Raw genomic sequence first — 15,603 nt, 5'->3', positions numbered from 1 at the left:
TTTCTGTTTTTTTATCTTGACACCCAACTTATCATTAGTATATCTGGTTTCAGATATCCCTATGGAAGCATTCTCAATCCGGGGGGCCAGACCACAAAAAGCTTCAATAAAAATTGGCATAAAATTTGCTTACTAAAATTATAACAATGCTGCCTTTTTTACTATGCGCATCTTTCAACCCTCACCCCATGACCTGCACAGACCATGGGACATGCCAACGGGTGGCCCCGGATGCAATAATGAAAATTCAGCAGAGAATGTGCTTTCTGAATGCGGATACCAAAAGGTATGTAATCCGCCACCCTAATTGGTTAACCGCACTTTTTTAAACGTATTCAGTGTAAGGAGAACAGGAAAATGAACAAAAAGTATGATGCCATAATTATCGGCGCTGGCGTTATTGGATGCCCCATTGCCTATGAGCTTTGCAAAATGGGTTATAAAACCCTTAATGTTGACAAACAGCCCGATGCCGGTGAAGGATCCACGGCGGGTTCATGTGCCATTGTCAGAGCTCACTATTCAACGGCAGATGGCGTGGCCATGGCCTATGAAGGTTTTAAATACTGGCTGGACTGGGAAAATTATCTGGACCACGTAACCGATGAAAAAGGCCTTGCCAGATACATGAACACCGGTTCTCTTCTTTTGAAATCCGAGGGACATGACTGGCAAAAAGTCCAGAAAAATTATGATGAAGTGGGTGTAAAATACGAACCATGGGACAATGAGAAAATAAAAAAAATGATTCCACCCATTGATCTTCATAAATACTGGCCGGTGAGACGTCCGGAAGATCCCAAATTCTACGATGAACCAACAGAAATGCTGAAGGGCGGTATTTTCTGTCCTGAGGGGGGGTATGTGAATGATCCTGCACTGTCAGCCCACAATATCATGAGGGCCGCCGAAGCCAAGGGGGGAACATTCATGTTCAATACAGAAGTTGTGGAAATTCGCAGCGAAAACGGCAAAGTGGCCGGTATCACCTTAAAAGACGGCACAAAAATTGATTCCCCTGTTGTGGTTAATGCAGGTGGGCCTCACTCCTTTAAAGTGACCCAAATGGCAGAAGGTGTGTGGGAAGGTTGCAATATTAAAACCAAGGCCCTTCGCCACGAAGTCATGCATTGCCCGTCTCCGGAAGGGTATGACTACCTCAATGATGGCTATCACATGTCCGATGGGGATATTGGTTGTTACGTCAGACCCGAGGTTGGCAACATGTTCCTCATCGGCAGCGAAGACCCCGACTGTGACCCCCAGGAATGGGTGGATCCGGATGAATTTTACGCTGGTAAAGGCGGACACGGCAGGGACAATCAGTTAACAGACGAACAATGGAAAGCACAGTGCTACCGTTTCGGAAAACGTGTGCCGGAACTTAAAGTGCCCAACCAGCCCAAAGGCGTGTGCGACCTCTATGATGTATCCGACGACTGGATTCCCATCTATGATAAAACCGATCTGGGGGGATTCTACCTGGCAGTGGGTACCAGTGGCAACCAATACAAAAACGCTCCGGTGGTGGGTAGAATGATGGCAGAACTCATTGATGCCTGCGAAAAGGGTCTGGATCATGACAACGAGCCCTTTCAGTTCACCTATCACTACACAGGCAGGACAATGGATGTGGGCTTTTTCTCACGCAAGAGAGATATTAACTACAACTCCAGTTTTTCCGTTAACGGTTAATCCATGTCGCGTTCCGTGATATTAAAATATTGATTTACCCTTGCAAGGGCCTGTTTGTGACAGACAGGCCCTTTTTTTAATTGAAGACAGGAACTTTCACCATGAAAATATATGTATGCGTAAAACCGGTCCCCGATTCTGCGGCTAACATTGTCATAACGGGCGATACCGACATTGATGAAAAAATTTCATTTCTCCTCAATCCATATGATGAACACGCCATCACCGAAGCCACGGCCTTCAGAACGCATCTGGGACAGGGTGAAGTAATCGCCATTTCAGTGGGGCACCGGGACGTGGAAAAAACCCTCCGATCAGCCATGGCCATGGGGGCGGATCGATCTATACATGTGGTGACCCGTAAACACGAAGATAGTATTTTGACGGCCAGGGCTCTCAAAAAAGCCATTGAACAGGATGGTACACCGGGCATCATCTTCACCGGCAGAGAATCCATTGACATGGAAGGCATGCAGACCATGTTTCGCCTGGGGGCCGCCTTTGATTTCCCTGTGGCATCAAACGTGGTCAAATTTACACCAAAAGAGGCATCTGCCCTGGTGGAAATTCAAAGCGAAGGCGGGGGGAAACATGTCTACATGCTTTCCATGCCCTGTGTCCTGGGTGTGGGTAGGGGGATTAACACCCCCTCCTATCCCACCTTCCCGGACGTGGTCAAGGCACGAAAAAAAGAAATAAAGTGCATTGATATTGACACATTAGAAATATGTCAACCTCCTTCCTCCATGACGATTGTCTCCCTGGAACCCTTTGCAAAACACCGGATGGCAAAAGAAATCACAGGCACCCCGGCAGAACAGGTAAAAACCCTTGTGGATATACTCAAAAATGAGGCCAGAGTCCTATGATCCACCCATGACATGGGGGGGGGCACAAGACGGCTCACCTTGCAATACCCGGAGCCAGGGCATCGTCAACACTAAGAATCGAGTTAAGCACACGCAACAGATAAAAAAACGGAATCATGGATTTTAAGGACAAAATATGAAGAAAACAGGTGTTATTATCGAAATCAAATCAGGCAGGATCAAAGATGCCAATTTCGGCATGATTGCCTGTGCCGGAAAAAAAGGTCATGACGTCTATGCTTTTATCATTAATCAAGCAGCAATATCCTTTCGTGAAGCCCTGGAATCCCATGGGGTACATACCATTGTAGAAATAACCACCTCCAGACCGGGACAGGAACAATGGAATCCGGAACAATGCTCCCATGCCATCATTGAGGCAATGAAGGCCCATGACATCAACACTGTGTTTGGCCTGACAACCTCCATGGGACGGGAACTGCTACCCAGGATTGCCGCCCTTCTTGATGCACCTCTGGTCATGGATTGCGTGGATGTGGATTGCGAAAAAGGTATCGCAAAAAAGGCGCTTTTCTCAGGCAAAACCCTTGGTACCATTCAAGTAAAGGGTCGCCATCAGCTCTTTGGAATCAGGCCTAACATTCTTTGTGCCGTCCCCGTAAAAAGCAAGGCGGAAATGATCTCCATGGGCGTTAAAGAACCTTTAACCCGGCGATTGAAAACTGTTGAAATTCAACACACAGACGACTCCCGAATGAGTCTGTCTGAAGCGGACATTATTATTTCCGGTGGTCGGGCACTGCAGAACAAAGAAAATTTTGAGCTGTTGTTCCAATGTGCCGCGGTCATGAATGCCGCCGTGGGTGCATCCAGGGTGGCCGTGGACATGGGATGGGTACCGTACACCATGCAGGTGGGACAGACCGGTGAAAAAGTCAGCCCGCGGGTCTACATCGCCTGCGGTATTTCAGGTTCCATACAGCACTTTGCAGGAATGAAAATGTCTGGTATGATCATCGCTGTAAATACCAACCCCGAAGCAGCCATGGTGTCCCATTGCGATTATTTTATTCAGGGAGATCTTTTTGAAGTCATTCCTTTGCTCATCAAGGAACTTGAAAAACAACAGCCATAAAAGACACACCTAAAGGGAGAGAATGAAAGATCCGGCCATAAAAGACAGCACATATTGTAAACATGCCATTACAGAAGCCGATTTTGTGTCTGTCTTTAACAATTTCAGTGAAGGGATAATCCTCACAGATCTGAAAGGCATAATCCGCTATTACAACCGGGCCATGTCCCGCATTGATGAACTGGCTCCACGGGATGCTCTGAACAAAAAAATAACGGAGGTATATCATCTCACCGACGATGACAGTATCATCATGCAATGCTTGAAAAAAGGCGTTCCCATCATAGATAAACCCATCTATTATCGCACCCGCATGGGAAAAATCGCCAACACCATTCACAGCGCCTTTCCCCTTACACGAAACAGCCAGATGATCGGCGTTATCTGTTTTGTAAGGGACTACAATGTCCTTGCCGCAACCATTGCGGACATGCCGGTTGGTCAACAGGCATTTGACTCCGATATTTTTTTTGATTCCATTATTGGTGAAAATCCTGAACTTGTGAAGGCCATTTCCTCTGCCAAAATGGCTGCCAACACCCCATCGCCGGTGATGCTGTATGGTGAGACTGGCACCGGCAAAGAGCTTTTTGCAAGAGCTATCCATAATCACAGTGCCAGAAGTCGTCAGAAGTACACCCCTGTCAACTGCGCCGCCATCCCTGAAAACCTTTTGGAGGGCATCCTGTTTGGCACCTCAAAGGGCGCCTTCACGGGATCAGTGAACAAGGCGGGGCTATTTGAAAAAACCCATGGAGGAACCATTTTTTTAGATGAACTCAATTCCATGCCCGTGGGACTCCAGAGTAAAATTTTGCGGGTACTCCAGGAGCGCAAAGTGCGAAGGGTGGGTGGATTAAAGGAAATCTCCATTGATATTAAAATCATCAGTTCCGTTAATGTCGATCCCCACGTGGCCATGGGAAATGGTACCCTGCGCTCGGATCTTTTTTACCGTCTGGGGGTCGTTTTTGTTCACATTCCTCCCCTGACCAGAAGAATTGAAGACCTTGACATTCTTGTAAATCACTTCATTCAAAAACACAACAAACTCATGGGAAAAGGCGTTCAGGCAATCTCCAGTAATGTCATGATACGATTCAGGGGATATCACTGGCCCGGAAACGTCAGGGAGCTGGAACACGCCATTGAAGGTGCTATGAACATCGTTGGCACCAGCGATACCATCCAGATCCGCCATCTCCAATCACATTTCTCGAATATTCCACCGGTGCCCACAACCCAAGCGGCCACGCAGACGGACCTTATGCCCCCCAATATCCATCCCCCCCCTGCCCTCCCGATACAGGACGGGCAGACATGCCCCCATGCAAATCTCATTGACAAGAAGAGAATGCAGGAAAAAGAAATGGTCCACAACGCCCTTTCCATCCACACCGGAAACATTGCCAAGGCTGCAGCCAGCCTGGGAATCTCTCGTCAGCTTCTTTATTACAAAATGAAAAAATATAAAATGCAACGAATGGATTACCTTCCCGCGGAGTAATTTTTTTTACTGTAAGTGTAAATTTTTTTACTGTAAAAAGTTTTATTATCCGTGATATCCACCCAAGCATTCCCTCAAATAATAATTTTAATTCAAACATAAAACAAACTTTCACGTTTTCAGTGGATTTTTTTACTGAAGCATTATCGTTGATGGTCTTGCATACCTCCAGCGTTCATTTTTTAGGTACGCCGTGCCGCAGCTGGCATAAATTGCTATAGTCAAATCATATGGCAAAAAAGGGATGCACCAAATCCTTAAAGGTTCATTTCGATTTACTCTGGTATATTTATTGCTGAGAGATACTCTATATGGCCGGCCAGACCATCCTTGTCCGACCTTTCCAATTCGTATGCTGCTTCAGTTATGATGTTAACAAAAATAGGATTTGGACCTGATCCCCCCCGGCCACTCTTGACACAAGATGTGGCAACGATGTCCGGCTTGTCTTAATTGGAGATTGAAATTTTTATCAGTCACCATGCTTTTGGCAACGTTTTGAACATAAAAATTGAAATCTGTAAAACCGACAACAACGCACTTCTGAACCCCCAAAATGGTCGGTGTTTTGATCAAGCCTTAAGGTTTCTTGTCCACATTCCGTATATTGTTCAACAGAACTGACTCAGTACAAATCTAAGAACGTTTAAGTTTTGGAGGCACGAGTATGAGAAACAGGAACAGCGTACTTTTCACCGTTTTAACCTTTGCCATATTCATGATTGCGGGCACCCTTACTGCCTTTGCCGCAGACAAAAGTGTTGCCGTGGGTGTTCTAGGCCCCTTCACCGGACCCTCTGCCCAGACCGGCGAAGAGTTTAAGGCATCTGTGCAAATGGCCATGGAAGCCATTGATTATAAAGTGGGAGATTACAAAATCGACATCGTGTGGGTAGATTCCCAGTCCGATCCGGCCAAGGCTGCCGGTGCCTATGCAGAGGCCGTTGAAGGCAAGGGGATTCAGGCCGGCGTGTTGAACTGGCACTCCTCTGTTGCCATCTCCGTCATGGATGTGGCTGCCCAATACAAGGTTCCCCACATGTTCGGCTTTGGTGCCAGTGAGGTGGTCAATGAAAAATGGCGGGCCAATCCGGAGAAATACAGCTACTGGGGCGGCAAGGGATGGCCGGTACCTGCCAAGCTTGAAAAAAACTACGTGGAAGCCTTGAATAACGCCATCAACGCGGGCACCTGGAAACCTGAAAAAAAGCTTGCCGCCATCTACGGCGAGGACACAGACTGGGGCCGCAGCGCTGGTGCATCTTATAAACAAGCCCTGGAAGCCAGTGGATGGAAAATCTTTGGAGAAGAGTATTTCCCCGCCACACAGACCGATTTTTATCCCCTTTTAAGCAAATTCAAAAAAGCCGGTGTTGCCGCCGTGTTTGGGACATCCACATTCCCTGCTGCCCTCACGGCCTTTGTGAAACAGTTCTCCGAAGTAGGCCTTAAGAGCGTTCTGGTGGCCTCGGGCCTTGGATGGATCGGCGACTGGTATAAAATGACGGGCCCTTCTTCTGACTACGTGCTGGATTCAATTCCCCAGCTCACCACCCCCGAAGCCCGACAGTGGGCACTTGATGTTAAGGCAAAAGTGGGCTTCAACCCCAGCCCATCGGCTGGAGGTCTCTCTTATGACGGCATTCGCATGTTCATCAAAATACTCAACAGAACCTTTGAAAAATATGGGGTACTCGATAAGGAATCCATCCACAAAATCATGGTAGACGAGGTCAACACCGGCCAACTCACCTATGGCAGGAAAGATGGTGCCATCATCATGAACGAGTACAAATACACCGCGGAAACCATGCCGGATATGGTGGTGTCAAGCGACGCCTATTTCTTCCCCATTCTGCAGTACAAGGCAGGCAAAGGCAGTATCATTTTTCCGGACGCGTGGAAGGTAAAGGAGTTTGAATCAAAGAAATAAAGCCGGAAAGCGCGCTTTTTAAAAAAGGGTTCCGGCGTTTTTGTCGGAGCCCTGAAAAGAACCGCTTTTTGTATTTCTCACCGTCAACTCTTTAAGGAAGAACTACCTATCATGATCGTACTGGAAACCCATAATCTGACCAAACAATTTGGTGGACTCACCGCCGTCAATGACGTATCCATGACCATCTACCAGGGCGATATTGTGGGACTTATCGGTCCCAACGGTGCGGGTAAAACAACCTTTGTAAATGCCATTTCGGGGCTTAATCCCCCCACCTCCGGCAAGGTGGTCCTGTTCGGAGAAGAAACCACCGGGCTGACCCCGGAAAAAATGTGCCGAAAAGGCCTATCCCGTACTTTTCAGATTCCCAGCCCCTTTCCCAAAATGACAGCCATCGAAAGTGTCATGACCGCTTCCATTTTCGGCAATAATCCCGGGGTTGTGAAAGATCCCATGCAACACAGCCGGGAAATGCTTGATTTTGTAGAGTTCCCCATGGCCGAAAACGTGCTGTCCGAACAGCTTAACACAGTTCAGTTAAAACGTCTGGATCTTGCCAGGGCACTAGCAAGCCACCCCAGACTGCTGTTCATGGACGAGCTTGCCTCGGGGCTCAGTGAAGGCGAACTCACCGACATCATGCGCATCATTGGAAAAATCAGCGCCAAGGGCATCTCCATCCTCATGATCGAGCATATCATGCAATTAATCATGGCGGTGTGCAACCGCCTGTTGTGCATTCAATTCGGCACCAAAATCGCAGAAGGTACCACTGAAGAGGTGGCCAATGATCCCCGGGTGACCCGGGCCTATCTGGGAAGTGCAGGCGATGATCATCAATAAATAAGGCTCTGATTTAATTTCACCCGGATTGTGAGTACGTCCGCCACATTTCCGGATATCCTTGATCAGAACCAGGCAAAAAAATGGAGAACTCATGCTGCTACAAGTAAAAGAACTGGATGCCGGATATGGATACCTGCAAATCCTGAGAAAGGTGAGCCTCAACGTGGACAAGGGCGAATATGTCTGCATTGTAGGGCCAAACGGTGCCGGTAAAAGCACCACAATGAAGACCATTGCAGGCTTGATCCCCCCCATGGGGGGAACCATTCTGTTTAATGGAGAAGATATCACAGCACTGCCCGCCTACCAAATCACCCAACGGGGTATAGCCTTTGTTTCCGAAGAAATGAACCTGTTTGTGAACATGTCGGTGCAGGAAAACCTGTTGATGGGGGCCTATATTATTCGTGACAAGAATGTCCAGAAAAAACGCCTGAAATTTGTATTTGATCTGTTTCCCCGACTGGCAGAACGAAAAAATCAGCTAGCCGGTACCATGAGCGGTGGTGAGCGAAAAATGCTGGCCATCGGTCGTGGCATGATGTCCGACCCAACCCTGATGCTAGTGGATGAGCCCTCCTTTGGACTGGCTCCCCAGCTCACGGCCAGTGTATTTCAGTCCCTTGAAGTCCTGAGAGAAAACGGAGTCACCATCATGCTGGTGGAGCAGAACGTCACCACCACATTATCGGTGACCAACCGGGGGTATGTCCTGGAAAACGGCAAAGTGGGCCTGGAAGGCAAAAGTTCGGATCTTCTCAACGATACCTATGTAAAAAAAGTATTTCTTGGCGTTTAATCCCCAATAGAATCTGGAGAAACTGTATGTCTGACAACCTTAAGGATAGCATTGCCTGGATGAAATCAGCCAAGGGCATCACCATCCTTGGCTCCATTTTGCTGGCCATTTATGCCACCATCAACAGTGGCCCCTATGTTCTTGCCAATACCATCATCACCGGCGGTATGCTGGCCCTTGTGTCCACTGGACTAACCCTGATGCTGGGGGTGTTGAACATTGCCATGTTTGCCCATGGTGAATTTTTCATGATCGGCTCCCTGGCCGCCTATTATGTCTTTACCCCCATCAGCAACTACACCACACTGCACCCCGATTCCCTTTTGGTAATCTGGGGCCCCATTGTGGCAATCATCGTCTCCATGCTGGTGGGTGCCGTGGCCGGAATGATTTCAGAATTTCTGGTGTTCCGTCCTTTGCGGAAACGGGCCTCGGACAACTGGGTAATGAACTCGTTTCTGCTCACCGTGGGATTAAGCGTGCTCCTTGTAAATTTGCACCAACTGATCTTTGGTGCCGATTTCAAGGGCATCGTCAAATATTGGGGCGGCATGCCTTTTTCCATGGCTGAAGTGTTCATCTCAAGGGACCGGGTGTATGCCTTTGGAATTTCAATATTCATCGTCTTTTTGTTCTGGCTCTTCATGACCTACACCCGCACCGGCCGGGCCATCCGAGCAGTATCACAGGATGCTGTAGGTGCCCAGATTGTGGGTATCAACATTGAGACAATTGTTTTAATGACCATCTCGTTAAGCTGCGCACTTGCCGGTGTTGCCGGCGGCAGCCTTCTGTTCATGTATCCCTCCTACCCCACCATGGGACTGGAACCCCTTTACATGGCCTGGTTCGTGGTCATCCTCTCTGGTCTTGGAAACATTTTAGGTGCCGTGGCCGGCGCCTTCATGGTGGCCCTTTTAAAGGTAGTCACCGTGGAATATATCGGGGCCGGATGGGACTTTGTGGTTCCCTCCATTCTGATAATGCTAATTCTCATCTTTAAGCCCAGCGGAATATTCGGCTCTGAAGTCCGTGGGGTTCTAGATACATAGGAGATAATGATGGAAACAACAAACACCGTTCAAGCACGACCTGAATCGGTACCCCTGCTTGGACAAATCGGCTTCAATCCCGCAGGCATCCTGTGTGTCCTGCTCTTGATGGCGCTGCCCTTTATACCGCCCTTCAACCAGGAATACCTGCTGCGATGGCTAATCTATGCCGCATTTATTGCCACCCTGTCCGTGGGCTTTGACTTTACTGCGGGCTACATCAATATCGTCAACTTCGGCTATGCAGCCGTGGCCGGATATGGAGGATACACTTCGGCTCTGCTGGCTGTTAATTTCGGTATCTCCCCCTGGATAGGCATTTTCCTTGGCGGGGCCAATGCCGCCATCCTGGGACTGATCATCGGCATGATTTCCCTGCGATTGCGGGGGATTTTTGCCGCATGCCTCTCCTGGTTTTTCGGTCTGGCCATCATGGGGCTTGCCACTAAACTGGTGTGGCTGACCAGGGGCCCCCTGGGGCTTCGGACTCCCCGGATGTTTGCAACCGAATCTAATGTCCCCTTTTATTATCTCATCATCGTGCTTTTAATCCTAACCTACATCATCTGCCGCATGGTGGTCAACTCCAAGGTGGGTCTGGCCTTCAAGGCCATCGGACAGAACATGGATGCTGCCCGCACATCGGGCATAAATCCCGTTTTTTACCGGGTGTTCAACTTCACCCTGTCCTGCGCCCTTGCCGGAGTTCTTGGGGGATTCTACGGCCATTACTACGGCATACTCACCCCAGAAGTCATGCACACCACCAAAACCGTCGAAGTGCTCGCAGTGGCCTACATCGGTGGTAGGGGAAGCCTCTGGGGCGGAGCGGTGGTGGCTTTTCCGTTTATCTTTTTAATGGAAATCATCCGATCCACCCTTTCCAACCTACCCGGATTAAACCTCATTATATACGCCCTGCTGCTCATTGTGGTAATGATTTACTATCCAGGTGGATTTTCTCACTTTTTTGATGTTCATCTCCGTAATTCAAAAAACAGGGTATTGAGACTATTGTTAAACGAAAAATACATATTGTGAGTTGAGACATCTTAAAACAGACCGATGTTATGAACAGGCCCATTGACCTCGTTATCACACCGATTGTTAACTGTGGTCGATGCTGCCAGCAAATTCCAAAATTTAAAATCATCATTATTCATCAATCATGGCTTAAAAATTGCAAAAAAAAACAGAAATAACCTTTTACTGGCCCTCCCTTGTTCCGCAGAAAGCCATTCTCCCCTGCAGGAAACAAAGCAAAGGGTCCCCATATCTAATTAACAAAAGGAGAGCTTTTACATGAAAACAAATGCAAGAGCAGTGGTTATCGGCGGTGGTGCCATAGGAGTAAGTGTTGCTTATCATCTGGCAAAATATGGCTGGGGCAACGATGTGGTCCTTCTTGAAAAACATGAACTCACATCGGGATCAACCTGGATGGCCGCCGGAAATGTCTCCTTTTTCCATTCAAGTTTCTATGGTACCCAGGTAAACATGAAGAGCATTGAAATCTTCAAGCAACTAGAAAAAGAAACCGGCCAGAACACCGGGTGGCACACCACAGGCTCCATCCGCACCGCAGACAACCGGGACCGCATGGATGAACTGGGATATTTTTATTCCATGAGCAAATGTCTAGGACTTGATGTGGACTGGGTCACCCCGGAAAAAATGAAACAACTTCATCCGCTGATGAATGTGGAAGGCTTGCTGGGCGGCCTCTACTGGCCCGATGACGGTGATGTGGATCCCAACAGTCTGACCCAGGCACTTGCCATGGGTGCCAGAAAATACGGAGCTGAAATCAACCTTCACACCATGGTCACCGCCATTGAAAAGCTGCCCTCCGGCGAATGGCTGATAAAAACAGACAAGGGAGACATCACCTGCGAACATGTCGTCAACGCCGCAGGCCTCTGGGCACCGGAAGTGGCCAAAATGGTGGGCCTTGAAATCCCCTCCATCGCCATTGCCCATACCCACATTCTGTATGAAAAAATCAATGCCGTTGATGAGCGTGAAACCATGCTTCCACTGGTGCGGGACCCCGATCGTTCCATTTATCTACGCCAGGAAATGGACAGCCTGATCTTAGGAATGTATGAAAAATATGGTCAACAATGGAAAGCAAAGGGTGTACCCTGGGACTATGCACAGACCGAATTAAATGCCGATATTGACAACATTGCAGAAAATATCGAACACGGCATGTTTCGTTTCCCCGTTCTGGGTGATACAGGCTTTAAACACGTCACGGCTGGCCCCATCACCTATACCCCCAACGGCGACCCCTTGGTGGGTCCCGCCTCACCCCTTAAAAATTTCTACCACGCATGCGGATACAGTTTCGGCATCACCCAAGCAGGCGGCATCGGCCATTTCCTTGCTGGCTGGATCATGAACGGAGAACCTGAAATTGATCTGTGGGACATGGACAGCCGCCGATACGGCAGCCATGCGAACTGGGCCTACAATCACGAAAAAATTGCCGACACCTATCCCCGCCTCTACTCCATTATTTATCCCAATGAATGGCGGGATGCCGCCCGCCCCAACCGCACAAGCCCCATCTATGCATACCAGAAAGCGGCCAATGCATCCTTTGGCGATTACTTTGGATGGGAATGCCCCAACTATTTTGCCCCTGAAGGTGAAGACAACCACGAAACGCCCTCCTGGCGGCGCAACAACTCCTTTGACAATGTAAAGGCTGAATGCAAGCATGTCATGGAAAAAGTAGGTCTCCTGGATCTTACTCGCTTTGCCAAAACCCGCATTTCAGGCCCCGGTGCTGAAGCATGGCTAAACAAACTCACCTGTCAAAAGATTCCCACAACGGATGGAGCCCTGTCCTTGACCCCCTGCCTTGACCATGACGGCATGTTCAAAACCGACATGACCGTGTCCCGCACTGCCAAAAATGATTACTTGTGCGTCACAGCAAGTGTTGGCAAAAAACATGATCAGCATTGGATGATACAGACTCTTCCCGAAGACGGTTCTGTCACCATGGAGGATCTTACATACAAAATGGGTTGTCTGGTCCTTGCCGGCCCCAAAAGTCGAGAAGTGCTTGCCAAAGCCTGCTATGACGATGTTTCCGATGAAAATTTCAAATTCAGCACCACCAGAGAGCTCCATGTGGGTCGGGTGAAATGCCGGGTAAACCGCATGAATTATGTGGGAGAGCTGGGATTCGAGATTTTTCATCCCATGGAGCAACAAATCTCACTTTTCAACCACCTCATGGCTGTGGGCGCTGAATTTGAGTTGAAAATGTTCGGCATGTACGCCATGGATTCCATGCGTCTTGAAAAAGGATATCTGGCATGGAAATGTGAAATGAACCGCCATCATCATCCCCTTGAAACCAACGTCTCCTGGACAGTGAAATGGGATAAGGATTTCATTGGCAAAAAGGCCCTGGCTGAAAAGAAAGCAGCCGGTATAACCCAGAAACTGATCTGCATGGTGGTCGATGCCACGGATTCCGACCCCTATGGCTATAATGGTATCTACAAAGATGGAGAACGAGTGGGAATCACCTCCTCAGGCGGATATGGTCACCGCGTTGACAAAAGCATTGCTCTGGGATATGTCACCCCTGAACTGGCCGTTCCAGGGACAAAACTTGAAGTTGAAATTCTGGGAAAAATGCGAACCGCAGAGGTGGTGGCCATGCCTTTGTATGATCCTGAAAATAAAAAAATTAAAGCCTAAAACGAATCCATAATGGGGAAAAGGTCAGGCTTGCGTTATGAGCATTATCGATTACGTTCCGGGTTTACACCGGCTGTGGACGATAATGCCAATAACGCAGGCCTGACCCCATTTTTCCCAAACCTGCAAAAACTCTTGTACATGGAGTACAAGAAGACGGATACGCTGATCTCCATGGTTTGATGGACGAAGTTTCACAAACAAAAGCTTAAAGACGAATCAAAGGATATGTTGTTATGAAAATTTTTGTATGCATCAAGCATGTTCCAGACACAGCCGCGAGCATAAAGCTGAATGGAAACAACGCATTTGAAGACGCTGAATGCAAGTTTATTATAAATCCCTACGATGAATATGGTCTGGAAGAGGCCGTAAGCCTGGTTGAAAAACAAGGAGGCGAAGTGGTGGTCGTCACTGTGGGTAAAGGGGCCGCCACGGCCACCCTTCGAAGTGCCATGGCCATGGGCGCTCACCGGGCCATCCATGTTAAAACCCAGGGCCAGTTTCTGGACAGCACGCTGACAGCCAAGGCATTGAAGGCAGCCATCGAACAGGATGGTGATGCAGATCTTATTTTTACCGGAAAGGGTTCAGTGGACACGGAAGGGACCCAGACCCAATACCGCCTGGCTGCAGCCCTGGGGCTGCCCGTTGTAAATGAAGTGTCAAGACTAACTATTAACGATAACAAAGCCACTGTTGAAAAAGAAATCGGCGGCGGAGAAAGAGAAGTGCTTGAAATCAGCCTTCCGGGAATCATCGGCGCCACCAAAGGCCTCAACGAGCCCCGCTATCCCAAGTTCCCGGATATCATGAAGGCCAAGAAAAAGAAAATTAATGAAATGGCCATTGCCGATCTCAATATTGATGAAAATGCCGGCGCATCAAGTTTGGTTCAACTTGATGCAGCGCCTGAACGATCCGGCGCAAAAATGATCCAAGGATCTGTCCAGGAACAGATAACCGAGCTTATAAGAGTGCTCAGGGAAGACGAAAAGATCATATAAAAAAAATGCGGGCTTGATCACAACCTGGGCCACTTTTTGGAGGGATGCCCAAACCGTTCAGAGCGGTCGAGTTTATGATCAAGCCTTTAAAGTCAAAGGAGAACAGATATGACAAGGACAGGTGTTTTAATAGAAACGGATGCAGGTAAAATAAAAGAAATCAATTTTGGGGTTCTCACGGCCGCCCGGGGCGCCGCAGGAGACAATGAGGTCTATGCCCTGCTGCTGGACGGTGATGCCGAAGCCGTAAAGGCAGAACTCGCCGCATATGGTGTCAGCAAAATCATTCAAATCTTTGCTGATGCCGGAGATCTTGCAAACAGCCCAGACCTCCAGGCAGCCGCCCTTGCTGAAGTCGCAAAAGCCCATGAACTCAAGGCCCTTCTGGGGATTGCAAGCGCCATCGGTCGGGATCTTTTTGCCAGGGTCGCCGCCCTGATGGACCTGCCACTGATATCGGACTGCATATCTGTGAATATTGATGAGAAATCCGGGGTGAAATCTCACTTTTCCGGAAAAACATTTGCCACCGTCAAGGTGGAGGCAGATCTGATGTTGTGCACCGTCAGGCCCAATGCCATTGAAGCGGTTAAAACCTCTACGGAGGCCCAAGTGCTTTCGTTCACTGCAACGGTTACCGATCCAGGCGGGGTCAAAATTATTGAAAGAAAAAAAGGGGCTTCGGGTAAAGTTGATCTCACGGAGGCACCGGTGGTGATTACCGGAGGCCGGGCCATCAAGTCTGCTGAAAACTTTAAAATACTCGAAGATTGTGCCCAACTTCTGGGAGCGGCGGTGGGTGCTTCCCGGGCCGCCGTGGATGCCGGGTATGCCGGCCATGCCATGCAGGTGGGGCAAACGGGAAAAACCGTGGCCCCAAAACTCTATCTGGCATGTGGCGTCTCCGGTGCGGTTCAGCACTTTGCCGGGATGAAAACATCCAAGGTTATCGTGGCCATCAACACCGACAAGGATGCCCCCATTTTTGGCAAGTGTGATTACGGCATCATCGGCGATATCTTCGAGGTTGTCCCTGCATTAACCAACGCCTTGAAATGAAATCGTAAATATTC

The 15,603-nt window shown here is 48.7% G+C and carries 12 protein-coding genes; all 12 read left to right on the top strand.

The window, feature by feature from the left end:
• Positions 1-357: 357 nt before the first annotated feature.
• The 12 genes from ACYQ2M_RS02400 (at position 358) to ACYQ2M_RS02345 (ending at position 15,589) form a co-directional block, all read left to right on the top strand.
• On the top strand, positions 358-1,695 hold the full coding sequence (locus ACYQ2M_RS02400) for an NAD(P)/FAD-dependent oxidoreductase (protein WP_459914713.1): 1,338 nt from the start codon (positions 358-360) through the stop codon (positions 1,693-1,695).
• A 101-nt stretch (positions 1,696-1,796) separates the two neighbouring features.
• Complete coding sequence (locus tag ACYQ2M_RS02395; RefSeq protein ID WP_459914712.1) at positions 1,797-2,564, top strand: electron transfer flavoprotein subunit beta/FixA family protein; 768 nt, start codon at positions 1,797-1,799, stop codon at positions 2,562-2,564.
• A 136-nt stretch (positions 2,565-2,700) separates the two neighbouring features.
• Complete coding sequence (locus ACYQ2M_RS02390; protein ID WP_459914711.1) at positions 2,701-3,660, top strand: electron transfer flavoprotein subunit alpha/FixB family protein; 960 nt, start codon at positions 2,701-2,703, stop codon at positions 3,658-3,660.
• Positions 3,661-3,682: 22 nt separating this feature from the next.
• Positions 3,683-5,167, top strand: coding sequence for a sigma-54 interaction domain-containing protein (locus ACYQ2M_RS02385; RefSeq protein WP_459914710.1), 1,485 nt, complete (start codon positions 3,683-3,685; stop codon positions 5,165-5,167).
• Between the two features lie 667 nt (positions 5,168-5,834).
• Positions 5,835-7,100 carry an ABC transporter substrate-binding protein gene (locus ACYQ2M_RS02380; protein WP_459914709.1) on the top strand — a complete coding sequence of 422 codons (1,266 nt, stop codon included), beginning with the start codon at positions 5,835-5,837 and terminating at the stop codon, positions 7,098-7,100.
• 111 nt (positions 7,101-7,211) lie between these two features.
• Positions 7,212-7,946, top strand: coding sequence for an ABC transporter ATP-binding protein (locus ACYQ2M_RS02375; RefSeq protein WP_459914708.1), 735 nt, complete (start codon positions 7,212-7,214; stop codon positions 7,944-7,946).
• 94 nt (positions 7,947-8,040) lie between these two features.
• A complete protein-coding gene (locus ACYQ2M_RS02370; RefSeq protein WP_459914707.1) occupies positions 8,041-8,748 on the top strand; it encodes an ABC transporter ATP-binding protein in 708 nt (235 codons plus the stop codon).
• Positions 8,749-8,774: 26 nt separating this feature from the next.
• Entirely contained in the window at positions 8,775-9,800 is a 1,026-nt protein-coding gene (locus ACYQ2M_RS02365) for a branched-chain amino acid ABC transporter permease (RefSeq protein WP_459914706.1), read from the top strand.
• Positions 9,801-9,806: 6 nt separating this feature from the next.
• A complete protein-coding gene (locus ACYQ2M_RS02360; protein WP_459914705.1) occupies positions 9,807-10,841 on the top strand; it encodes a branched-chain amino acid ABC transporter permease in 1,035 nt (344 codons plus the stop codon).
• Between the two features lie 261 nt (positions 10,842-11,102).
• Entirely contained in the window at positions 11,103-13,523 is a 2,421-nt protein-coding gene (locus ACYQ2M_RS02355) for a GcvT family protein (protein WP_459914704.1), read from the top strand.
• A 236-nt stretch (positions 13,524-13,759) separates the two neighbouring features.
• Positions 13,760-14,530, top strand: a complete 771-nt coding sequence (locus tag ACYQ2M_RS02350; RefSeq protein ID WP_459914703.1) for an electron transfer flavoprotein subunit beta/FixA family protein — start codon at positions 13,760-13,762, stop codon at positions 14,528-14,530.
• A gap of 108 nt (positions 14,531-14,638) precedes the next feature.
• Positions 14,639-15,589, top strand: a complete 951-nt coding sequence (locus tag ACYQ2M_RS02345; protein ID WP_459914702.1) for an electron transfer flavoprotein subunit alpha/FixB family protein — start codon at positions 14,639-14,641, stop codon at positions 15,587-15,589.
• Positions 15,590-15,603: the final 14 nt, after the last annotated feature.

It is taken from the genome of Desulfocicer niacini, assembly GCF_054657595.1.
Note: the sequence above shows the minus strand (reverse complement) of the source record. Positions and strands in the feature narration are given on the sequence as shown.

Coding starts and splice junctions, on each gene's coding strand:
- ACYQ2M_RS02400 (WP_459914713.1), top strand. CDS start 358: ATGAACAAAAAGTATGATGCCATAATTATCGGCGCTGGCGTTATTGGA.
- ACYQ2M_RS02395 (WP_459914712.1), top strand. CDS start 1,797: ATGAAAATATATGTATGCGTAAAACCGGTCCCCGATTCTGCGGCTAAC.
- ACYQ2M_RS02390 (WP_459914711.1), top strand. CDS start 2,701: ATGAAGAAAACAGGTGTTATTATCGAAATCAAATCAGGCAGGATCAAA.
- ACYQ2M_RS02385 (WP_459914710.1), top strand. CDS start 3,683: ATGAAAGATCCGGCCATAAAAGACAGCACATATTGTAAACATGCCATT.
- ACYQ2M_RS02380 (WP_459914709.1), top strand. CDS start 5,835: ATGAGAAACAGGAACAGCGTACTTTTCACCGTTTTAACCTTTGCCATA.
- ACYQ2M_RS02375 (WP_459914708.1), top strand. CDS start 7,212: ATGATCGTACTGGAAACCCATAATCTGACCAAACAATTTGGTGGACTC.
- ACYQ2M_RS02370 (WP_459914707.1), top strand. CDS start 8,041: ATGCTGCTACAAGTAAAAGAACTGGATGCCGGATATGGATACCTGCAA.
- ACYQ2M_RS02365 (WP_459914706.1), top strand. CDS start 8,775: ATGTCTGACAACCTTAAGGATAGCATTGCCTGGATGAAATCAGCCAAG.
- ACYQ2M_RS02360 (WP_459914705.1), top strand. CDS start 9,807: ATGATGGAAACAACAAACACCGTTCAAGCACGACCTGAATCGGTACCC.
- ACYQ2M_RS02355 (WP_459914704.1), top strand. CDS start 11,103: ATGAAAACAAATGCAAGAGCAGTGGTTATCGGCGGTGGTGCCATAGGA.
- ACYQ2M_RS02350 (WP_459914703.1), top strand. CDS start 13,760: ATGAAAATTTTTGTATGCATCAAGCATGTTCCAGACACAGCCGCGAGC.
- ACYQ2M_RS02345 (WP_459914702.1), top strand. CDS start 14,639: ATGACAAGGACAGGTGTTTTAATAGAAACGGATGCAGGTAAAATAAAA.